The 19,330-nt window shown below is 73.4% G+C and carries 21 protein-coding genes, 1 tRNA gene and 1 pseudogene; 12 read left to right on the top strand and 11 right to left on the bottom strand.

Translation table 11 applies throughout. From position 1 onward, the window contains the following. Positions 1 to 28: 28 nt before the first annotated feature. From ACH4UM_RS12200 to ACH4UM_RS12185, 4 genes are all read left to right on the top strand, one after another. Positions 29 to 382, top strand: a complete 354-nt coding sequence (locus tag ACH4UM_RS12200) for a DUF3140 domain-containing protein (protein ID WP_398176827.1) — start codon at positions 29 to 31, stop codon at positions 380 to 382. An 80-nt stretch (positions 383 to 462) separates the two neighbouring features. Further along, positions 463 to 1,089, top strand: a complete 627-nt coding sequence (locus ACH4UM_RS12195) for an endonuclease (protein ID WP_398177666.1) — start codon at positions 463 to 465, stop codon at positions 1,087 to 1,089. 206 nt (positions 1,090 to 1,295) lie between these two features. After that, on the top strand, positions 1,296 to 1,838 hold the full coding sequence (locus ACH4UM_RS12190; RefSeq protein WP_398176825.1) for a hypothetical protein: 543 nt from the start codon (positions 1,296 to 1,298) through the stop codon (positions 1,836 to 1,838). 119 nt (positions 1,839 to 1,957) lie between these two features. Next, positions 1,958 to 2,623, top strand: coding sequence for a hypothetical protein (locus ACH4UM_RS12185; RefSeq protein WP_398176823.1), 666 nt, complete (start codon positions 1,958 to 1,960; stop codon positions 2,621 to 2,623). A gap of 127 nt (positions 2,624 to 2,750) precedes the next feature. Here ACH4UM_RS12185 and ACH4UM_RS12180 read toward each other — a convergent pair whose 3' ends face one another. From ACH4UM_RS12180 to ACH4UM_RS12170, 3 genes are all read right to left on the bottom strand, one after another. After that, the gene (locus ACH4UM_RS12180) at positions 2,751 to 3,620 is read right to left on the bottom strand and encodes a Cof-type HAD-IIB family hydrolase (protein WP_398176821.1); all 870 of its coding nucleotides are present in this window, start codon (positions 3,618 to 3,620) and stop codon (positions 2,751 to 2,753) included. An 88-nt stretch (positions 3,621 to 3,708) separates the two neighbouring features. Next, complete coding sequence (locus ACH4UM_RS12175; RefSeq protein WP_398176819.1) at positions 3,709 to 4,902, bottom strand: ROK family protein; 1,194 nt, start codon at positions 4,900 to 4,902, stop codon at positions 3,709 to 3,711. Between the two features lie 89 nt (positions 4,903 to 4,991). Beyond that, the gene (locus ACH4UM_RS12170) at positions 4,992 to 6,284 is read right to left on the bottom strand and encodes a DUF1479 domain-containing protein (protein WP_398176817.1); all 1,293 of its coding nucleotides are present in this window, start codon (positions 6,282 to 6,284) and stop codon (positions 4,992 to 4,994) included. A 251-nt stretch (positions 6,285 to 6,535) separates the two neighbouring features. Here ACH4UM_RS12170 and ACH4UM_RS12165 point away from each other — a divergent pair, with 251 nt between their 5' ends. From ACH4UM_RS12165 to ACH4UM_RS12150, 4 genes are all read left to right on the top strand, one after another. Continuing rightward, on the top strand, positions 6,536 to 7,348 hold the full coding sequence (locus ACH4UM_RS12165) for an SAM-dependent methyltransferase (RefSeq protein WP_398176815.1): 813 nt from the start codon (positions 6,536 to 6,538) through the stop codon (positions 7,346 to 7,348). 54 nt (positions 7,349 to 7,402) lie between these two features. Beyond that, on the top strand, positions 7,403 to 8,806 hold the full coding sequence (locus ACH4UM_RS12160; RefSeq protein WP_398176813.1) for a glutamine synthetase family protein: 1,404 nt from the start codon (positions 7,403 to 7,405) through the stop codon (positions 8,804 to 8,806). Then, entirely contained in the window at positions 8,806 to 9,993 is a 1,188-nt protein-coding gene (locus ACH4UM_RS12155) for an amidohydrolase family protein (RefSeq protein WP_398176811.1), read from the top strand. Before ACH4UM_RS12160 ends, ACH4UM_RS12155 begins: the two co-directional genes overlap by 1 nt. An 82-nt stretch (positions 9,994 to 10,075) precedes the next feature. Continuing rightward, the gene (locus ACH4UM_RS12150) at positions 10,076 to 10,603 is read left to right on the top strand and encodes an NUDIX hydrolase family protein (protein WP_398177664.1); all 528 of its coding nucleotides are present in this window, start codon (positions 10,076 to 10,078) and stop codon (positions 10,601 to 10,603) included. A gap of 27 nt (positions 10,604 to 10,630) precedes the next feature. Here ACH4UM_RS12150 and ACH4UM_RS12145 read toward each other — a convergent pair whose 3' ends face one another. Then, positions 10,631 to 11,182 carry a PadR family transcriptional regulator gene (locus ACH4UM_RS12145; protein ID WP_398176809.1) on the bottom strand — a complete coding sequence of 184 codons (552 nt, stop codon included), beginning with the start codon at positions 11,180 to 11,182 and terminating at the stop codon, positions 10,631 to 10,633. 96 nt (positions 11,183 to 11,278) lie between these two features. Here ACH4UM_RS12145 and ACH4UM_RS12140 point away from each other — a divergent pair, with 96 nt between their 5' ends. Together ACH4UM_RS12140 and ACH4UM_RS12135 are read left to right on the top strand one after the other, a co-directional pair. Continuing rightward, positions 11,279 to 11,845: a hypothetical protein gene (locus ACH4UM_RS12140; RefSeq protein WP_398176807.1), complete on the top strand. Its 567-nt coding sequence runs from the start codon at positions 11,279 to 11,281 to the stop codon at positions 11,843 to 11,845. A 137-nt stretch (positions 11,846 to 11,982) separates the two neighbouring features. Beyond that, entirely contained in the window at positions 11,983 to 12,816 is an 834-nt protein-coding gene (locus ACH4UM_RS12135) for a hypothetical protein (protein ID WP_398176805.1), read from the top strand. A 130-nt stretch (positions 12,817 to 12,946) separates the two neighbouring features. Here ACH4UM_RS12135 and ACH4UM_RS12130 read toward each other — a convergent pair. Beyond that, positions 12,947 to 13,020, bottom strand: a tRNA-Pro gene (locus tag ACH4UM_RS12130). Positions 13,021 to 13,168: 148 nt separating this feature from the next. Between ACH4UM_RS12130 and ACH4UM_RS12125 the strand changes: the two genes are divergently transcribed. Continuing rightward, on the top strand, positions 13,169 to 13,876 hold the full coding sequence (locus tag ACH4UM_RS12125) for a transketolase (protein ID WP_398176803.1): 708 nt from the start codon (positions 13,169 to 13,171) through the stop codon (positions 13,874 to 13,876). Positions 13,877 to 13,947: 71 nt separating this feature from the next. Beyond that, on the top strand, positions 13,948 to 14,868 hold the full coding sequence (locus ACH4UM_RS12120) for a transketolase family protein (protein WP_398176801.1): 921 nt from the start codon (positions 13,948 to 13,950) through the stop codon (positions 14,866 to 14,868). A 44-nt stretch (positions 14,869 to 14,912) separates the two neighbouring features. Here the strand turns inward: ACH4UM_RS12120 and ACH4UM_RS12115 are convergent. The 6 genes and pseudogenes from ACH4UM_RS12115 to ACH4UM_RS12090 all read right to left on the bottom strand — a co-directional run. After that, positions 14,913 to 15,314: pseudogene (locus ACH4UM_RS12115) on the bottom strand (MFS transporter); the annotation flags it as partial. Positions 15,315 to 15,506: 192 nt separating this feature from the next. Then, on the bottom strand, positions 15,507 to 15,866 hold the full coding sequence (locus ACH4UM_RS12110) for an MmcQ/YjbR family DNA-binding protein (RefSeq protein ID WP_398176799.1): 360 nt from the start codon (positions 15,864 to 15,866) through the stop codon (positions 15,507 to 15,509). Positions 15,867 to 15,896: 30 nt separating this feature from the next. Continuing rightward, positions 15,897 to 16,442 carry a GNAT family N-acetyltransferase gene (locus ACH4UM_RS12105; RefSeq protein ID WP_398177662.1) on the bottom strand — a complete coding sequence of 182 codons (546 nt, stop codon included), beginning with the start codon at positions 16,440 to 16,442 and terminating at the stop codon, positions 15,897 to 15,899. A gap of 2 nt (positions 16,443 to 16,444) precedes the next feature. Next, positions 16,445 to 17,035, bottom strand: a complete 591-nt coding sequence (locus tag ACH4UM_RS12100) for a helix-turn-helix domain-containing protein (protein WP_398176797.1) — start codon at positions 17,033 to 17,035, stop codon at positions 16,445 to 16,447. An 87-nt stretch (positions 17,036 to 17,122) separates the two neighbouring features. After that, positions 17,123 to 18,034, bottom strand: a complete 912-nt coding sequence (locus ACH4UM_RS12095) for a LysR family transcriptional regulator (protein WP_398176795.1) — start codon at positions 18,032 to 18,034, stop codon at positions 17,123 to 17,125. 64 nt (positions 18,035 to 18,098) lie between these two features. Next, positions 18,099 to 19,298, bottom strand: a complete 1,200-nt coding sequence (locus tag ACH4UM_RS12090) for a glycine C-acetyltransferase (RefSeq protein ID WP_398176793.1) — start codon at positions 19,296 to 19,298, stop codon at positions 18,099 to 18,101. Positions 19,299 to 19,330: the final 32 nt, after the last annotated feature.

Raw genomic sequence — 19,330 nt, 5'->3', positions numbered from 1 at the left:
CCGGCACGACGAACGAAAGGGGCACCCGATGACCGACGTCCTCGAACTCGACGCGTTGTGGGAGGACTTCCACCGCGTGGTGAACGTGACCTCCGCGGAGCTGGCGGCCTGGCTGCGGGTCCGGGACGCCGAGGAGAACACCGAACCGCTGCCGCAGGAGGCGGGTACGCCCACGGGCCGGCATGTGCTCGCGATCCTGCAGAAGCGGCGCATGGACCTGACCGAGGACGACCTGCGCGTGATGCGGAAGGTCGTCGACACGGTCACCTCCCAGACCGACCTGGAGAACGAACCCGAGCCCGAGTCGGCCGACGCCGAGGAGACCCGCCGGCGGCACCGGCTGATGACCCTCGGCCACGATCCGCTCAAGGCGGCCCGGTGACCCGAGACGGGGACCGGGGCCGGGAGCGGGAGCAGGACGGGCGGGGCCGGGTCCGGGGCCGGGAGCGGGATGCCCGGGTCCTGCGGGAGCTGGTCCGGGCGCACGGCGAGACATTCGCACGGGAGGCCGGCATCACCCTGAAGAACACACCGCAACCGCTGTACCGCCTGCTGGTGCTCGCCGTCCTGCTCAGCGCCCGCATCCGCGGCTCGGTCGCCGTCGCCGCGGCCCGCGCCCTGTCCGACGCGGGGCTGCGCGACCCGCGCCGCATGGCGGCCGCGGACTGGCAGGAGCGCGTGGACGCGCTGGGCCGCGGCGGCTACCGGCGCTACGACGAACGCACGGCCACCCAGCTCGGCGACGGCGCCGAGCTGGTGACCGAACGCTGGGGCGGCGACCTGCGCCGCCTGCGTGAGGAGGCCGGCGGCCGGGTGCCGGAACTGCGTGCCCTGCTCCGGGAGGTACCGGGGCTGGGCCCGGCCGGCGCGGACATCTTCCTGCGCGAGGTCCAGCACGTCTGGCCCGAAGTGGCGCCCTACCTGGACGCCAAGACCCGCTCCGGCGCCGAGCGCCTCGGTCTGACGAAGGACCCCGGCACGCTCCTCGCCCTGGCCGGCGACACCGACCCGGCCGTCCTGGCGGCGGCCCTGGTGCGCGCGGCGCTGGACCGCAGACTGGCGCAGGAGTGCCTCGCACACGCCGCGTGACCACCGCGGGCTCCGGGTGCGTCCCACCCGCCCCGGGACCGGCGGGCAGTGCCCCCCACCGTCACCCGAACGGCCCCGCCCCGCGGCCGCGGGCATGCGCGCGCAGGGGTGCGCACATAGCGTCGAAATCGCACACCAGTGGCGGTACCCCCGGGCGGTCCGACGCCGTCCGCGCGTGCCGGTTCGGCGTGGGAGGCCCTTCAGCCATGAGACTCACCGCAGCACGCCGCCGCGACCGGGACAGGCCCCTCCTCGTCCACCGGTGGCGTGAGGCGGCGAACCGGCATCTGAACCCGGTTCAACGGTCCCTGCTGATCACCTGGGTCTCCTTCGGCGTGACCTTCGGCACGGTACGGGTCATCACGCACGGCATCCGGGGCGGCTGGCTGCCCTGGGGCAACATCTCCGTCGGCGGCGAGCACCTGCACCACTACGACTTCGGCATCGCCACCCTGGCCGGCCTGGGGCTCGTCGCGGTGCGCGGGGACGAGCGGGCCGTGGGGCACCCGGCCGTGGCGGCCGCCTACGGCTGCGGAAGCGCCCTCATCTGCGACGAGTTCGCGCTGCTGCTGGATCTGCAGGACGTCTACTGGGCCGAGGAGGGCCGCCTGAGCGTCGACGTGTGCTTCGGTGTGCTCTCGGTGCTGGGCGCGTACCTGACCGCGAAGCCGTTCTGGCACGAGATCGGCCGTGTCACCCGGCGCCACCTCGTCTCCGCGGCCGCCGTGCGCGTAGGTCCCACCCCCTGACCGCCCCGCACACCGACCCCGCGACCCCCACCCCGCGCCGCCGATCGACGCCGCGGGGACCACCGACGCCGTCGTGCGCGCCGCGCGGCGCGGTCGCACCGCACCGTGAGGAGACAGGCATGAGCCCCGACCAGCACCCCGCCCCCGACACTGCGGCCACACTTGCCGACCCGCCCGGACTCGCCGATCTCGGCGGCCTCACCTTTCCCGCCGACGATCCCACGGACGAACCTCCCCCGTCCCGGGCGGCCGTGCTCCGCCTGCACATATCCGGGGCCGGTCCGTGGTCGGTGCTGAAGGCGAGCTCGCTGGTCCTGCTGGGGCTCGGGCTGTGCGTCGCCTCCACCATGGCGGTGGTCTGGATCCTGCTGCCGGCGATGGATGTGGACCCCTGGCCCTCCCTCGGCTGGGGGCTCCTGATGGGCGTGGCCGTCGTGGTGGCGGAAGTGTCCCTCGGGGCCGCCCTGGCGGCGCTGGTCGCTCTCCTCCACAACTTGACGTCGCAGTACGCCGGGGGCCTGCGGCTCACACTGACCGACGACCGCGCGACCGCCTCCGCCTCCCGGCCCGCGCTGCTGCCGGACCCCGGTCGCCTCTTCCGGCGCCTCCAGGGCCGCCTGGGCTTCCCGCCCGCCGGTTCCGGGGCCCTGTACGTCGAGTTCGTGGATCGCTGCGGCCGGGCATGGCGACGCCTGCGGGCGCGGACGGCCGGGCGGCTCACCGGCCTCCTGGCCAGGAGCCACTCCTGGCGGGACCTTGCCACCCGCCGCACCCGCCGCGACTGAGCCGTGCCCTCCCGGCCGAGCGGCTCGACCACCCGCCGGCCGCGCCGCCGCCCGTCAGCCACGCCGCCGCCCGTCACCCATCACTGCCGGCCCTCACCCATCACTGCCGGCCCTCACCCCACAGCCATCAGCCATCAGCCCCCGGCAGACGCAGCAACCGCGCGATCGTCCGCAGCACACCGTTGTCGTTGTTGGACGGGGCCAGGTAGCGGGCCCGGCGGATCACCTCGGGGTGGGCGTTGGCCATGGCGAACGACCACTCGGCGGCGTCCAGCATCTCCAGGTCGTTGAGGTAGTCGCCGAACACCAGGGTCTGGGCGGGGGTGATCCCGAGTTCCCGCTGCAGCCCGCGCAGGGCGGCGCCCTTGTTGGCGGAGGGGTTCATGACGTCGACCCAGTGCTCTCCGGAGACGACGACCTGGTGGGTCGCGGCGAACGGCGCCAGGGCGGGGGCGGTGGTCCGCTCGGCGGAGCCGAAGTCGAAGAGCGCCACCTTGATGACGTCGTCGGCTACGTCCGCCGCGTCCGCCACGATCCGGTGCCGTACGTAGTACTTGCGCACCTCTGCCAGGAAGGCCTCGTCGGTCCGCTCCACATGGGCCGACCGCTTGCCGCACACGACCGCGCCCACGTCCACGCCCCGGGCCGCGAGGTCCCGCACGGCGTGGACGAGGCGCGCCGCGACGCCCGGCTGAAGCGGGTCCGAGCTCAGCTCCACGCCGTCCCGGACGACATGGGTGCCGTTCTCGGCGATGAACACCATGCCGTCGGCGACGGCGGCGAACTGCCCGGCCAGCGTGGCGTACTGGCGGCCGCTGGCCGGGCTGAAGAGCACGCCGCGGCGGCGCAGCTCGGCCAGCGTCGGCCACAGGCCGGCGGGGATCCGCTTGGCGTCGTCGAGGAGCGTGCCGTCCATGTCGGTGACGATGAGCCGGATGTCGGCGGGGCCGGCCGCGAGGCCGGGGGCGGTGTACAGGGGCGAGGGAGTGCTGGGCATGTCCGGGTTTCCGTGGCGGGCGCGGCGGGCGCGCCCGGGTGGTGCGCCGGCGCCTTTGCCGTACGCGGGAAGGAGGTGCGCCGTACCGTCATCCGGCCCCCTCGCGGGTGCGCAGGTCGGCGCGGGCGCGGCTGAGGGCGACGGCGAGGGCACCGCGCAGCGGGGCGGCGTCGCCCAGGGCGCCGGGTTCGACGGGCGGGGGCAGCGGTGCGAGCGCCCGCACCGTCTCGCGGACCGGGCCGAGCAGGGCGGGGTGGCTGCCGATGGGGCCGCCGAGCAGGACCAGTTCGGGGTCGACGACCGCGCAGACGGTGGCGATCGCCTCGCCGATGGTGCGGCCCTCCTCGGCGACCACGGCCAGGGCCTCGGCGTCGCCCTGCTCGGCGCGCCGCAGGATCTCCCGGGCCGCGGCCACGGGGTCCGTATCCTCGCTCTCCGGCAGCTGCCCCGCGCGGAAGCCCGCCTCGGCGACCGCGCGGGCCAGACCGTGCGGAGTGCCGGGCGGCTGCGAGCCGACACTGAGATAGCCGATCTCGCCGGCCACTCCCCGTGCGCCCCGGACGAGCCGGTCCCCGACCACCAGGCCCATGCCGAGACCGGCGCCGATGTAGACATAGGCGAAGCTGTCGGCGTCGCGGCCCGCGCCGTGCCGGCGTTCGGCGACGGCGGCGAGGTTGACGTCGTTCTCCACCAGCAGCGGCGCGCCGGTCAGGTCGGCGAGGGCCTCCTGCGGCTGGAACACTCCGCCCGGAAAGGGCGTGTCCCGCAGCGGGATCACCGCGGACGTCCGGGGGTCCACCGGGTTGGCGACCGAGATCGCGACGGCCAGCGGCCGCCCGTGGTCGACGCCGCCCTGTTCGACGCCACCGGCCACCAGCGTGCGCAGCTGCCGGGCGGTGTGCCCGGGGTTGCGGGGCCGCATGGGCCGGTGGGTGCTCTGCAGGAACGGGCGGCCGAACAGATCCGCGGCGCACAGCCGGATCTCGGTGGGGTGCAGATCGACGGCGAGGACGAAGCCCGCGTCGGCGGCCACCTGGTAGTAGGTGCCCACCCGGCCCTGGCGGCCCCGCTGCTCGCCGGCCGGCCGGAGCAGCCCCATCTCCTCCAGCCGCCGTACCGACTCCGAGACGGTGGTCTTGGAGACGCCGGTGCGCTGGGCGATCTCCGCGCGGGTGACCGGCGCCCGCTCGAACACGGTGTCCAGCACGATCTGGTCGGTCAGCTCCCGTACCAGCGCCATGCTCGGCAGGGCCGCTCCCGCGAGCTCCCGGCGGATCTCCATCGCACCTCTCGTCGGTCGGGTCCTCGCGCCGCCGGGTCGCGGCGCTACGCCACCCTACCGAGCCCAGGCGAGTAAGGGCTCCTTCCTTACTAGAGACCGAGGCCGCGACGGCCGGTCCCATTGAGCAGGCCGGGGGTGAAGCGGCCGGTCCAGGAGCGCTCGTAGTGCTCCTCGGGGAAGTCGGACGGGCTGGACCCGGACAGGAAGGCCTCCCGGACCCGGGCGGCGTACTCCTCGTTGCGCGGGCACCAGGGTGCGGCGGAGATGTACATGACATTGCCCCAGCCCTTCTGGTCCCGCACCGGCGCGACACTGTGGATCATGTCGCAGTGCCACCACACGGAGTCACCGGCCCGGACGTCGGGGATGCCGGTGAGGGCCTCGAGCAGCGGCCGGTGCCACCTCTCGCTCGCCGGGAAGACCTGGTTGACGGTGACGCCGCACATGTCGTCCTCCGGCACGTCCGGCAGCAGCGGGCGCAGCAGCAGGTAGGCCATGGCCTCGGGAATCGGCACGGTGTGCAGGACGCCCTGGTCGTGGTCCATGTCCGACAGGGCGGTCCAGCCCTGGAAGGTGCGGAAGGCCGAGCACATGGTGGTGCCCGGGTACTGGGGGCCCGCGGTGCGGTGGGCGGCGTCCCACGGGTCGTACTCCTCGGCGGCGCCGTCCCACAGGTGCCGGAACGCCTTCTGGTGGGCCTCGGTCATCCACAGGTCGAGCGTCCCGGGGTCGCAGTGCGTGCCCAGGCCGCCGGAGTCGGTGCCCGGCGGCCGGCGGCGGATCCGGTCGGGGTACAGCGCGCCGCGCTCGGGGTCGAACCACTGGACGCCGTCGGAGGTGTGCCGCCAGAAAGAGTTCAGGAAGGACTGCACGCGGGCCATGCGGTCGCTCTGCCGGGCCTCCATCTGGGCCCCGGACCAGTAGACCGGGTAGATCTCGGGCCTGGAGCCGACGCTGCCGAAGAAGTCGTCGCCGGGGCCGGCATAGGTCTCGAAGAAGCGGTTCCGGCCGACGTAGTCGACGATCTCCGCGTCCCAGGCCAGGGCCTGCTCCCGGGGGAAGTGGCCGCGCACCACCAGACAGCCGCGCTTCTTGAGCCGGGCCAGCTGCCGCGGGCCGACCGTGCCGTTCTCGATGTCGGCGTAGTCGACGACCGGCCAGACGCTCTCGCCGCGCTCCTTGTGCGCCTCGATCTCGGCGACCCGGGCCGCGATCCGCCGCTGAACGGCGGCGAAGACCTCCTGCACCGTCCGGCCCGAGGCCTCGATACGGGCCCGCAGGGCCGCCTTGGTCTCCCGGATCGCCGCGGGCAGGTCCTCCGGGGTCGTCTCCCAGTGGGGCAGGGCCCCGGCGGGCCCCCGGTCGTCGATCGTGGTGGTCATCGTCGACCTCCCGTCCATCGGCGCCTCCCTTCCTCTTTGGTCAAGACTCCTTACTAGAAATCGAGCGAAGCACGTGCGACACCTTCAAGGCAAGAGTCCTCACCAAAAAGCCCGGCACGCTCCCGGGCGTGTCGGCCCGTTCCCCGGACACCGTGATCAACGGGCGGCACAATGGCGGCGACGACCGCGCGGACGGCACGACGGCGAGCCGGACCACGAGACGAGCCACCGGACGAACCAGGAGCACAGACGTGAGCGAGAGCCCCACCCCGTCGGGCGGGTCGCCGAGGCTGAACACCGGCGTGGCGCACAACGCGCGGGTGTGGAACTACTGGGTCGGCGGCAAGGACAACTACGAGGTCGACCAGCAGGTCGGCGAACACGTCGCCGGGATGTTCCCGGTGATCCGGGACGTGGCCCGCGCGGACCGCGAGTTCCTGGGCCGGGCGGTGCGGCACCTGGCCGGCGAACGGGGGGTGCGGCAGTTCCTCGACATCGGCACCGGACTGCCGACGGTGGACAACACCCACGAGATAGCGCAGCGGATCGCTCCCGACGCGCGGATCGTCTATGTCGACAACGACCCGATCGTCCTCGTCCACGCCCGCACCCTGCTGACCAGCACCCCCGAGGGCGTCACGGACTACATCGACGCCGACGTGCACGACCCGGACGCGATCGTCGAACGCGCGGCCGCCACGCTGGACTTCGGCAAGCCGGTCGCGGTCATGATGCTGGGCATCCTCAACTTCGTCCTGGACACCACCGAGGCGCGCGACATCGTCCGCCGCGTCATGGCGGCGGTGCCCTCCGGCAGCTTCCTGGTCCTGACGCACCCCACCTTCGACGCCGACCTCGGCGGCGAGGGCAACGTCCGGGCCATGGAGTTCTGGAACGAGAACGCCACTCCGCCGATCACCGCCCGCAGCCGCGCCGAGGTCGCCGCCTTCCTCGAGGGCCTGGACCTGGTCGAGCCGGGTCTCGTGCCGTGCTCCCAGTGGCATCCCGAGGGCGACGTCCCCGCCGCGGTACCGCAGTTCGGCGCCGTCGCCGTGAAACCCTGACGCACGGGCGGCGCAACCGGCCGCCGCACCGTGCGAGCCCGTCGAGGAGGACGTATGACCACCCTTGCCGACCCCGTCCCCGGCGGGCGTCCCGGTGACGTCGAACGGGCCACGGCACTCAGCGGTGAGCTCGCCGGCCGGGGCGTGCACGGCGTCGTCCTGGCCTATGTCGACACCGCCGGGATCGGCCGGGTGAAGACGGTCCCGACGGCCAGGCTCGCCGCGGCGGCGGCCTGGGGGGTGGGCATGTCACCGGTGTTCGACACCTTCCTGGCCGACGACTCGATCGTCACCACCGACGTCCTCGGCTCCCCCGACGGCGATCTGCGGCTCTACCCGGACCTCGACCACCTGGTCGCCCTGTCCGGGCAGCCCGGCTGGGCGTGGGCCCCCGTCGACCGGATCACCCAGGAGGGCGAGCCGCACCCCGGTTGCAGCCGCACCTTCCTGCGCCGGATCGTCGCGGACGCCGAGCGGCGCCACGGCCTCACCTTCAAGGCGGGCATCGAGATCGAGTGGGCCGTCGGGCAGGGGGCGGCGCCGGACGGGGAGTTCGTGCCCGCCGTCTCGGGTCCGGCCTACGGGGCCACCCGGCAGGTGGAGCTGAGCGAGTACACCGCCGATCTGCTGGCGGCCTGCGCGGCGCAGGGCGTGGACGTCGAACAGATCCATCCCGAGTACGCTGCCGGGCAGTTCGAGATCTCCGTCGGCGCGCTGGACCCGGTGGCGGCGGCCGACCGGAGCGTGCTGGTGCGGCAGACCGTGCGGGCCGTGGCACGGCGGCACGGGCTCAAGGTCTCCTTCGCCCCGGCCGTCCTCGCCCGGGGCGTCGGCAACGGCGGCCATGTCCACCTCTCCGCCTGGCGCGGCGGAGGCAATCTGCACTCCGGGGGCGAGGGCCGCCACGGCATGACGGCCGAGGCGGAGTCGTTCGCCGCCGGTGTGCTCGCCCATCTGCCCGCCCTGACCGCGGTGACCGCGCCGAGCCCGGCCAGCTATCTGCGGCTCAAACCCTCCCAGTGGGCCGGGGTGTTCACCGCCTGGGGCCGGGAGACCCGCGAGGCGGCGCTGCGGGTCGTCACCGGGACGCGGGGCCTGCACGACCAGGCCGCCAACCTGGAGGTCAAGCCGGTCGACCTCGCGGCCAACCCGTACCTGGCGCTCGGCTGCCTGATCGCCGCCGGTCTGGACGGGCTGGCGGCGTCCAAGCCCCTGCCCGAGGAGATCACCGGCGATCCGGCACGGTTCGGCGAGGCGGAGGCGGCGGCCCGGGACGTACGGCGCCTGCCGGCCTCCCTCGCGGAGGCCGTCGCCGCGTTCCGTGCGGACGCGACTGTGCGCACCGCCCTGGGACCGGTGCTGGCCGACGCGGTGACCGCCGTGCGGCAGGGTGAGATCGCGGCCGTCGACGGACTGGACGACGAGCAGATCGCCGCTGCCTACCGCTGGGCGTACTGATGGCCGAACCAGCCGCCGGCGAGGCGGTCGACGAGGTGGTCGCCGCCCTGCCGCTCGTCGACCACCACTGCCACGGGATCGTGAGCGCCGACCTGGACCGGACGGGCTTCGAGTCCCTGCTCACCGAGGGCGAGGCCTGGCCCGGCAGCGGGATCTCGCCGTTCGACAGCCCGGCCGGTGTGGCCGTGCGCCGCCACTGCGCCCCGGTCCTGGACCTGCCCCGCCACGCCCCGGTCGGTCAATACCTGGCCCGGCGGGTGGAGTTGGGCGCCGAGGAGGTGAACCGGCGGTTTCTGGCCGCCGCCGGGACGCGGGTGTTCTGCGTCGACACCGGCTATGCCGCCGACCGCCTCACCACCCCGGCGGAACTGGCCGGCGCGGCGGGCGACGGCGCGGTGGCCCACGAGGTCGTACGGCTGGAGGGCGTCGCGGAGGCGGTGGCGGCGCGTGGCGTGGAGGCCGGCGAGTACGCCGCCGCAGTGTGCGCGGCGGCGCAGGAGGCCGTACGGCGGCCGGGTGTGGTGGCGGTGAAATCGGTGGCCGCCTACCGCACCGGGCTCGACCTGGACCCGGCGCGCCCGGGGGAGGCGGAGGTCGCGCGTGCGGCGGCGCGCTGGCTCGCCCGCGGAGGTCACCGGCTCGACGACCCGGTCCTCGTACGGCATCTGCTGTGGACGGCCGTCGACCTCGGTCTGCCGCTCCAGCTGCACACCGGGTTCGGCGACAACGACATCCGCCTGCACCGTGCGGACCCCGCGCACCTGACCGACTGGCTGCACCTGACGGCCGGCACCATCCCGGTGCTGCTGCTGCACTGCTGGCCCTACCAGCGCCAGGCCGCCTACCTGGCGGCCGTGTTCGAGCAGGTCCACCTCGATGTCGGACTGACGCTCCATCATGTCGGTCCCGCCCGGGCCCGCGCGGTCCTCGCCGAAGCCCTGGAGATCACACCGTTCCGCAAACTGCTGTACAGCTCTGACGCCTATGGTGTGGCCGAGTTCCACCACCTCGGCGCGGTGGCCTTCCGGCAGGGGCTGGCCGGGCTGCTGCGGGAGCGGGTGGACGCCGACGAACTGAGCCTCGAGGACGCGTCGCGGATCGCCCGCTGGGCGGCACGGGACAACGCACGGCGGGTCTACGGGCTCACCGGACCTGCCGAACTCACCGATGACAGGGGAGAGAACTGACGGACGTGCGGCCGGTCACAGTCACCCGGAGCGGCACGCACCCAGCGGGAAACGTTGAAAGTATGATCAAGCAATGTCTGACATGACCGAAACCACGCCCGGTTGGCTGACCGACGACGAACTGGAGTCGGCGCGCGCCCACATGCCGATCCTGTACGTCGAGGCGGTTCCCGTGCGCGTCGACGACAGCGGCGAAGTGACCAGCATCGGCCTGCTCCTCCGCATCGGCCCGGACGGAACGGTCAGCCGGACCCTGGTCTCCGGCCGGGTGCTGCACCACGAGCGCGTGCGGGACGCCCTGCTGCGCCATCTGGAGAAGGACCTCGGTCCGGTGGCGCTGCCCCGGGTGCCGGCCTCCCTGCAGCCCTTCACCGTCGCCGAGTACTTCCCGACGGCCGGCATCACGCCCTACCACGACCCGCGACAGCACGCCGTGTCGCTCGCCTACATCGTCCCGGTCACCGGTGACTGCCGCCCCCGCCAGGACGCCCTGGACCTGGTGTGGTTCAGCCCGCAGGAGGCGGCCTCGGAGGCGGTGCAGAGCGAGATGCCCGGCGGGCACGGCGTCCTCCTCAAGCAGGCGCTCGCCCATGTGGGTTACGTGTACTGAGCGGTGCCCGGCGCCGGGCGCGGCCGCTCAGACCTCGTACGCCGCCGCGGCCGGCACCTGCTCGCGGGTCCCGAGCTGCGCGGCGGCCCACCGGGCCCAGTCCCGCTCCATCGCGGACATGCGCAGCCCGTACTCGAGTCCGATGCGCCCGTTGACGGTGAGCCGGCCCTGCTCATCGCCGAGCGCGGCCCTCAGTTCCGACAGCCGCTCGTGCTCGGCCGCCGCCTGCCGCTCCCGTTCGGCCAGGATCGCTCTGGCCTGGTCACCGGTGGCCAGGTCCAGGAAGAACACTTTCAGCAGCAGCTCGCTGCGGCGCGGCTGTGCCGGCGTGGCCGCCGCCAGCCAGCCGGCCAGCTCCGCGCGGCCCAGCTCGGTGAGCGTGTACTCCTTGCGGCCGCGCGGCCCTTCGGCGGACACGTCGACCAGACCGGCGGTGGCCAGCCGGTTCAGTTCGCCGTACATCTGGCTCTGCGTGGCCGGCCAGACATGGGCCAGCGACGTGTCGAACAGCTTCATCAGGTCGTAGCCGCTGGCGGACCGGTCCGCCAGAAGACCGAGCAGTGCGTGGCGAAGGCTCATGACCCCACCGTACCTCCATATTTGACATGTCACAGCTGACCCCATAGCTTTGACATGTCAATAGTGGAATATCACTTGCCCCGGGAAGGGGTTCCCATGCACTACCTGCGCGGCTTCCTCCCCTGGATCGCCTACGCCTGCCTGTCGCCGCTCGGGTGGCAGTGGAGTGCCCTCACCGGACTGGTCGTTGCCCTGGTCCTCATCGCCGTAAACCGCAGGGCGGGGGTGTCCGCGGACGCGCTGATCCTGGAGTTCAGCACCGCCTGCTTCTTCGTGGCGCTGACCGCGGTCGCCTTCGCCGCGCCGCACTCGAAGGTGGCCGACTACGGCGGGGCGATCTCCTTCGGCTGGCTGGCGGTGACCGCGGGGACCACCCTCGCCGTCCGCCGCCCCTTCACACTGGGCATCGCGCGGCGCTCGGTGCCGGAGAAGTTCTGGAAGACGCCGCAGTTCCTGCGCATCAACAACGTCATCACGGCGGTGTGGGCCGGCGCCTTCCTCGTGACGGCGGCCGCCCTCACCGTCTGCGACGCCGAGGGCGCGGGCGCCGCGGTCAAGGTCACCGTGCAGGTACTCGGGTTCACCGTCCCGGCCGTCTTCACCGCCCGCTACCCCAAGATCGTCCAGGCGCGCTACGCCAAGCAGCTGGGCACGGCGTCCTGACGTGACCAGGGCCGTCCACCTGCGCCCGGGTCGCCTTCCGGATTCCCGGGCCGTCGGGCAACTCCTGCACAGGAAGTCCCAAAACCCTGGCAAAGGGGTCTGGGACCAGGACAGTTGACCATGCGATCGTGCGCGCCATGAACACTGAGCACGTCCTCGACGAACGCCGCGAGGATCAACGTCCCCACCCCCGCGCCCACATCCGCCGGATGGCGAACAAGGTGCCGGAGGTGACGGTCTACTTCTGGATCATCAAGGTGCTGACGACGGGGATGGGCGAGACGGCGTCCGACTACCTGGCTCATCTGCTCGGCCCCGTTCCGGCGGTCGCGCTCGGCGGTCTCGGCCTGGCCGTCTCACTGGTCGTGCAGTTCGCCGTCCGCCGGTACGTGGCCTGGATCTACTGGACGGCGATCGTGATGGTGAGCGTGTTCGGCACGATGGCCGCCGACGTCCTGCACGTGGGTCTCGGCGTCCCCTACACCGTTTCCACGCCCGCCTTCATGGTGGCGCTGGCCGCGGTCTTCGCCCTCTGGTACGCCGTCGAGCGGACCCTGTCGATCCACAGCATCCACACCCGGCGCCGCGAGGCCTTCTACTGGGCCGCCGTGCTGGCCACGTTCGCGCTGGGCACCGCCGCGGGCGACCTCACCGCGACCGCCGGTCTCGGCTACCTCGGCTCCGTCGCCCTGTTCGGCGTCGCGATCTGCGTGCCCGCCCTCGCCCACCGCCGCGGCACCCTGGGCTCGGTGACCGCCTTCTGGACGGCGTACGTCATCACGCGCCCGCTCGGTGCCTCGACAGCCGACTGGATGGCCCTCCCCCACGCCCGCGGCGGCCTCGCGCTGGGCCTGGGGCCGGTCACCGTGTCCTGGACGCTCGCCATCCTCGGCCTCGTCGGCTACCTGGCCGTCTCCCGGGCCGACATCCGGCCGCGGTCCGCGGCCACGTCGGCTTCCACCCCGAGGTGATCGTCCTGGCCGGCCGCGGTGGAGGAGCCACCGCGGCCGGCCGGGCGACGTCGGCCACGGTCGGCCCGGAACGAACCAAGGGGCCGTACCGGATGTCCTCCGATACGGCCCCTCGACCTGCTTGCGCAAGTCGGGACGACAGGATTTGAACCTGCGACCCCTTGACCCCCAGTCAAGTGCGCTACCAAGCTGCGCCACGTCCCGTTACCCGTCTGACCTGGGGTTTCCCCCGGCCGAACGCGCAGGAAAACCATACCGCACCCGGGCCGGTGGTCGCGCACACCTTTATGCGCGGCCATGGCGCACGACAGGACTTGACCTCGAGTTTGGTTGAGGTTGCACGATCGTCGGCATGACGACCACCGAGGAAGTCGGGCGCACCCACGGGTACACCGACCTGCCCCGACTGATGGGGCTCATGACCGGCGACGAGAAGCACGGACCGGCGGCCACGTCCACGCTCGACGTGCTCTGGGTCCTGTACGACCGCGTGCTGAGCGTCGGTCCCCAGCGGTCCCAGGACCCGGAGCGGGACAGGTTCCTGCTGTCGAAGGGCCATGGACCGATGGCCTACTACGCGGTCCTCGCCGCCAAGGGTTTCGTGCCGGTGCGGTGGCTGCCGGACTTCGGCGGCTACGACTCTCCGCTCGGGCACCACCCGGACCGCACCCTGGTCCCGGGCGTGGAGATCGGCAGCGGGTCGCTGGGGCACGGGCTGCCGATCGCCGTCGGCACGGCCCTGGGGCTGCGCGCGCAGGGGCTCGAGCGGCCGTGGGTGTGGGTGCTGATCGGGGACGCCGAACTGGACGAGGGCAGCAATCACGAGGCGATCGCCTTCGCCGGGCCCGCCGGGCTGGATCGGCTGCACACCGTCGTCGTCGACAACTCCTCAGCCGTCCATGCCCGTCCCGGCGGGATCGCGGCCCGCTTCATGGCGGCGGGCTGGTCGGCGCTCACCGTCGACGGCCGGGATCACGAGGCGCTGCATTCCGCGTTCACCGCACCACATCCGGGACGCCCGCACGTGGTGGTGGCCCGGGTGGAGCCGAAGAACGCCTGATCTTCCTGCTCCTGGCTTCCCCGCCCCTCGTTCTCCGTGCTTGCCTGCCACAGCAGAAGGGCTCGACCTTCATGGACACCATGCGTGACCGTTTCGCCCCCGTCGTCTCGGGTCTGCTCGACGAGGATCCCCGGGTCGCGGTCGTCCTCGCCGAGATCGGCAAGGACGGCTTCGCCGAGGCCCGGCGGCGGCATCCCGACCGGGTGATCAACGTCGGCATCCGCGAACAGCTCCTCGTCGGAGCCGGCGCCGGGCTGGCGCTCACCGGGATGCGGCCGGTGCTGCACACCTTCGCGAGCTTCCTGGTCGAGCGGCCCTTCGAGCAGGTCAAACTGGACCTCGGGCATCAGGGCGTGGGCGCGGTGCTGGTGAGCGCCGCCGCCTCCTTCGACTGGCCCGCGGGCGGCTACACCCACATGGCGCCCGGCGACGTGGCGCTGCTCGACACCCTGGACGGCTGGACCGTGCATGTGCCGGGGCATCCCGACGAGGCCGAGACACTGCTGCGGCAGGCGGTCGCCGCGGGCGACGACAAGGTGTACGTGCGGCTGTCCGTGCTGTCCAACGCGCAGGGCCGTCCGGTCGACGGCGAGCGCTTCGCAACCGTGCGCCACGGCCGCCGCGGTGTCGTGGTCGCGGTCGGGCCCCTGCTCGACGCGGTGCTGGACGCGACGCAAGGGCTCGACGCCACCGTGCTGTACGCGACGACCGTACGGCCCTTCGACAGGGCCGCGCTGCGCCGGGCCACGGCTGCGGCCGGGACGGACGTCGTCCTGGTCGAGCCTTGTCTGGCCGGCACCTCGACGGCCGCCGCGAACGACGCGCTCGCCGATCTCCCCCACCGCGTACTGGGCCTCGGCGTGGGCCGCGCCGAACTGCGGCGCTACGGGCACGTCGAGGACCACGTCGCCGCGCACGGGCTCGACGTCCGGTCGCTGCGGGAGCGGATCTCGGGGTTCCTTGGGCCTGGGACGGGCCCGGCGAACTCCTGAGAGGTCCGGCACCCGGGCGGCGGACGTGGAGGCGGCCGGTGGCGTCAGCGCCTCTCCGGGCGGGCCCGGCCGCGTACCGCCTCGGCGCGCGGGCCGTGGGTCCGTGCGTCGACACGTATCGGGTCACGTATCGCGGGGACCGCGAGCAGCGCGGTGGGCACGACGAGGCTCATCAGCCCGGCCACCAGCAGCACATGGCCGGCGCCCGGGGCCGCGGCGGCCGGGCCGGCCAGGGCCTGGCCGACCGGCATCATGGCCAGGGAGCCCGCCACGTCGTAGGCGTGGATGCGGTTGAGGACGTCGGGCGGGAGCTGGGTCTGGACGCCGGTCGCCCACATCACGCCCCGGAACGACATCCCCGCCCCGGCGACGGCAGCCCCCGCCGCCATGACTGGGACGCCGAGTCCGGCCCTGGCCCTGGCCCTGGCCCTGGCCCTGGCGACGATGTCAAGCCGCGGCGACGACTTCGATGAACGACTGCGACGACGTGACGGTCATCCCTTCGGCGCTCCCCTCCCCGGGCGCTCCCCGCCCTGCCCGGTGGTGGCAGCCGGGATCCCCTCCTGTCCCGGCTGCCCCCGCGGACCCCCACTGCCTTCGGATCATGCCATGTGGCACTGACAACGCCCGAGGGCTTTTCAGTGCGTGCTGGGCGGGCCCAACTCGGGGTGGGCGTCGACCAGGCGGGGCGGGGCCGCCTGACGCCAGGAGTCGGCGAGGATGTCGCGCAGTTCGGCCTCGTCCTCCAGCGCTGCGAGCCGGACCCGGATCCAGGCGAACTGCGCCTCGTGACCGGCGATCCAGAACTTCTCCGGTTCGGCCAGGACCAGTTCGTCCCGCTCCTCCTTGGGGCAGCGCACGGCGACGGAGGTCTCGTCCTCCGGCAGCGTGGCGAACATCTTCCCCGCGACCCGGAACGTGGGCATGCTCCAGGCGGTTTTCTCCGTCGTGTCCGGCAGGGACAGCGCGACAAGGCGTACGTCTTCGGCATCCGGCATGTCACGCACGCTAGCCCCTGCCACTGACAGTCACCCGCTCGGAGCGTGCGGCCCATGCGCCGCGATGTGCTTGTAGTAGATGGTCGTCGGCCGCAGCGTCCCGCCCGGATCGGCCGCGTAGCCGGGGATGGCCCCGAGACGCGTCCAGCCGGCCGAGCCGTACAGGCGCTCGGCGGGGCTGTCGGTCTCCGTGTCCAGGTGCAGCAGGGCGATCCCGGACGCGGCGGCCGCCTCCTCGGCCGTGATCAGCAGCCGGCGGCCGAGGCCCTGTCCGCGGGCGTCCCCGCGCACCATCAGCTTCACCAGCTCGGCGCGGTGGCGGCTGTTGGGCCTGTCCGGGAAGGCCAGGCTCACGGTGCCGACCGCCCGGCCGTCCCTGTCGTGGGCCGCCCATACGGCGAGCCGGCCGGCGGCCACGCCCGTCGCCCGTTCCCGCCACCAGGCGACGGCCTGGGCGTGAGGCAACGGCGCGAGGAAGCCCACGGAGGCGCCGCCCGCCACCGCGTCGGCCAGCAGGCCGGCCAACTCCTCCACGCCTTCTTCCAGTCGCGCGGCGTCCAGCCGGGTCACGGTCACCGTCACGGCCGCACCACCGCCAGGACGTAGCGGACGTCCCCGGGACCGGCGCAGCGGAACCGGGTCTGCCCCCACACCCGCAGCCGCAGGCAGTCACCCGTGCCGAGGTGATGGCCGACGTCCTGCGTGGTCACGTCCAACTCCCCTTCCAGCACCCAGATGTGCTGTTCCAGGCCGGGTACGGGCGGACGGTCGTAGGCGATGTCGGCGCCGGGCGCGAGCCGTCCCTCGACGAGTTCGCCGCGCAGCCCCGCGTGCGGCGGCGACACGGAGCGCCGGACGAACCCGGAGGCCCGGTCCTCCCACACCGGCTGTTCGGCGGCCCGCAGCAGCGGCGCGTGTTCGGCCTCGACCTCGCTGAGCAGCTGCGACATGGTCCGGCCGTACACCTGGCACAGCCGGCCCAGCAGCGCGGCGGTCGGGCTGGTCTCCGCCCGCTCGGCCCGCGACAGCGTCGACCTGCTCACCCCGCTGCGCTCCGCCAGCTCCCCCAGCGACCAGCCGCGTTCGGCACGCAGCGCGGCGAGCCGGGCGCCGAGACGGGCGTCGACCGGGTCCGGAGCGGAGGCGCTCCCGATCAGCTCCTGTTTCATGTTCGGGAAGTTGTCCCGGATGTGAGACGGCCGTATTTCCGGACGCTCACCTCAGGCCCTGTCGCAGGGCCCGGCCCGGTGCCGGGCCTACGACGCCGACACCGACGCCGCCTCGCCCAGCGCCTCCAGTACCGGGCGGATCAGCGGATGTTCCTCCGCTCCCCGGCGCACGGCCGCGAACACGCGGCGCGTGGGCGCCACACCGTCGACGGGGCGCACGACCACGCCCGCGAGGTCCATGCCGCGCAGCGCGGAGCGCGGGACGAGGGCCACTCCGGCGTCGGCCGAGGCGAGGGCCACCACCGCGCGGAAGTCGTCCGAGGAGTGTTCGAGGCGGGGCTGGAAGCCGGCGCTCTCGCAGGCCAGGACGACCACGTCATGGCAGGGGTTGCCCGAGTAGGGGCCGATCCAGGAGTCCTTTGCCAGCTCGGCGAGCGGGACCTCGGGTGCGTCGGCCAGACGGTGGGCGACCGGGACGACCGCGTCGAAGGGCTCGGCGTAGAGCGGCACGTGGGTCAGGCGGGGGTCGTCGGCGGACGGCGCCCCGCGGTACTCGACGGCGACCGCCACGTCGACCTGCCGGTCCAGCACCATCGGCAGGCTGGCGTCGCCCTCCGCGTCCTGGACGCGGATGCGGATGCCGGGCGCCGTCCGGGCCAGGCGGCCCACCGCGGGCGCCACGACCTCGGCGATCCCGGTGGCGAAGGCGGCGACGGTGACCGTGCCCGCCGCGCCGGAACCGTAGGCGGCGAGCTCGGCCTCCGCCCGCTCCAGCTGGGCGAGGACCGCGTTGGTGTGGCTGAGCAGGATCTCGCCGGCCTGGGTGAGCCGTACGCCCTTGGCGCCGCGCTCCACCAGCCGGTGGCCCGTCTCCTGCTCCAGGGCCGTGAGCTGCTGCGAGACCGCCGAGGGCGTGAGGTAGAGCGCGGCGGCAGCCGCCGTGACCGTGCGGTGGTCGGCCACCGCACGGAGGATGTGCAGCCGCCGCGCTTCGATCATGGGACCGATTATCGCAAGACCGTCGGCCGTCCGGTATGCGGGCGGCCTGTCACCCCGCGAGCCGTCAGCCCGCGAGCTGCGCGCGCGCCGCGACGAAGGCGTCCACCGCGCGGTTCACGTCCTCGGTCGAGTGCGCGGCGGACAGCTGGACGCGGATACGTGCCTGGCCCTGCGGCACGACCGGGTAGGAGAAGCCGATCACGTACACGCCGCGCTCCAGGAGCAGCTCCGCCATCCGGCCCGCCTCCGCCGCGTCGCCGATCATCACGGGCGCGATGGCATGGTCGCCGGGGAGGATGTCGAAGCCCTCCTCGGTCATGCGGGAGCGGAACAGCGCGGTGTTCTCGGCGAGCCGGACCCGCAGGTCGTCGGCCGACTCCAGGAGGTCCAGCACCTTCAGGGAGGCGGCCGCGATGACCGGGGCGAGGGTGTTGGAGAAGAGGTACGGCCGGGAACGCTGACGCAGCAGGGCGACGATCTCGGCGCGGGCGGCGACATAGCCGCCGGAGGCGCCGCCGAGGGCCTTGCCGAGGGTGCCGGTGATGACGTCGACGCGGTCCATGACGCCGTGCAGCTCGGGGGTGCCGCGGCCGCCGGGGCCGACGAAGCCCACGGCGTGCGAGTCGTCGACCATCACCATGGCGCCGTGGCGGTCGGCGAGGTCGCAGATCTCACGGAGGGGGGCCAGGTAGCCGTCCATGGAGAAGACGCCGTCGGTGACGATCAGCTTGCGGCGCGCGCCGCCCTCGGCGGCCTCCTTCAGCTGCCGCTCCAGGTCCGCCATGTCGCGGTTGGCGTAGCGGAAGCGGCGGGCCTTGGACAGGCGGATCCCGTCGATGATCGAGGCGTGGTTGAGGGCGTCGGAGATGACCGCGTCCTCCGGGCCGAGCAGCGTCTCGAAGACACCGCCGTTGGCGTCGAAGCAGGAGGAGTACAGGATCGTGTCCTCCTGGCCGAGGAAGGCCGACAGCCGGGCCTCCAGTTCCTTGTGCACCTCCTGGGTGCCGCAGATGAACCGCACGGAGGCCATGCCGTAGCCCCAGCGGTCCAGGGCCCGGTGGGCGGCGGCCACGACCTCGGGGTGGTCGGCGAGGCCGAGGTAGTTGTTGGCGCAGAAGTTGAGGACCTCGCCGGGGCGGCCGCCCGCGGTGACGTTGACGGTCGCGGACTGGGGGGTGCCGATCACGCGCTCGGGCTTGTGCAGGCCGGCGGCGCGGATCTCGTCGAGGGTGGCGCGCAGGTCGTCGCGCACGGAGTCGAACATGAGGGAGCTCCTTGAAGGTGCTGGCGGAGGAG

The organism is Streptomyces sp. NPDC020801 (assembly GCF_044334385.1).
Taxonomy (GTDB): Bacteria; Actinomycetota; Actinomycetes; order Streptomycetales; family Streptomycetaceae; genus Streptomyces.
This window is presented reverse-complemented; position numbering and strand designations above follow the sequence as displayed.

Excerpts from the sequence above, each read along its gene's own strand:
- ACH4UM_RS12150 (WP_398177664.1), top strand. The coding sequence starts at position 10,076 with ATGACCGAAACCACGCCCGGTTGGCTGACCGACGACGAACTGGAGTCG.
- ACH4UM_RS12090 (WP_398176793.1), bottom strand. The coding sequence starts at position 19,298 with ATGTTCGACTCCGTGCGCGACGACCTGCGCGCCACCCTCGACGAGATC.
- ACH4UM_RS12095 (WP_398176795.1), bottom strand. The coding sequence starts at position 18,034 with ATGATCGAAGCGCGGCGGCTGCACATCCTCCGTGCGGTGGCCGACCAC.
- ACH4UM_RS12170 (WP_398176817.1), bottom strand. The coding sequence starts at position 6,284 with ATGACCACCACGATCGACGACCGGGGGCCCGCCGGGGCCCTGCCCCAC.
- ACH4UM_RS12185 (WP_398176823.1), top strand. The coding sequence starts at position 1,958 with ATGAGCCCCGACCAGCACCCCGCCCCCGACACTGCGGCCACACTTGCC.
- ACH4UM_RS12120 (WP_398176801.1), top strand. The coding sequence starts at position 13,948 with ATGGACACCATGCGTGACCGTTTCGCCCCCGTCGTCTCGGGTCTGCTC.
- ACH4UM_RS12155 (WP_398176811.1), top strand. The coding sequence starts at position 8,806 with ATGGCCGAACCAGCCGCCGGCGAGGCGGTCGACGAGGTGGTCGCCGCC.
- ACH4UM_RS12190 (WP_398176825.1), top strand. The coding sequence starts at position 1,296 with ATGAGACTCACCGCAGCACGCCGCCGCGACCGGGACAGGCCCCTCCTC.
- ACH4UM_RS12200 (WP_398176827.1), top strand. The coding sequence starts at position 29 with ATGACCGACGTCCTCGAACTCGACGCGTTGTGGGAGGACTTCCACCGC.
- ACH4UM_RS12125 (WP_398176803.1), top strand. The coding sequence starts at position 13,169 with ATGACGACCACCGAGGAAGTCGGGCGCACCCACGGGTACACCGACCTG.
- ACH4UM_RS12135 (WP_398176805.1), top strand. The coding sequence starts at position 11,983 with ATGAACACTGAGCACGTCCTCGACGAACGCCGCGAGGATCAACGTCCC.
- ACH4UM_RS12160 (WP_398176813.1), top strand. The coding sequence starts at position 7,403 with ATGACCACCCTTGCCGACCCCGTCCCCGGCGGGCGTCCCGGTGACGTC.
- ACH4UM_RS12140 (WP_398176807.1), top strand. The coding sequence starts at position 11,279 with ATGCACTACCTGCGCGGCTTCCTCCCCTGGATCGCCTACGCCTGCCTG.
- ACH4UM_RS12110 (WP_398176799.1), bottom strand. The coding sequence starts at position 15,866 with ATGCCGGATGCCGAAGACGTACGCCTTGTCGCGCTGTCCCTGCCGGAC.
- ACH4UM_RS12180 (WP_398176821.1), bottom strand. The coding sequence starts at position 3,620 with ATGCCCAGCACTCCCTCGCCCCTGTACACCGCCCCCGGCCTCGCGGCC.
- ACH4UM_RS12145 (WP_398176809.1), bottom strand. The coding sequence starts at position 11,182 with ATGAGCCTTCGCCACGCACTGCTCGGTCTTCTGGCGGACCGGTCCGCC.
- ACH4UM_RS12100 (WP_398176797.1), bottom strand. The coding sequence starts at position 17,035 with ATGAAACAGGAGCTGATCGGGAGCGCCTCCGCTCCGGACCCGGTCGAC.
- ACH4UM_RS12175 (WP_398176819.1), bottom strand. The coding sequence starts at position 4,902 with ATGGAGATCCGCCGGGAGCTCGCGGGAGCGGCCCTGCCGAGCATGGCG.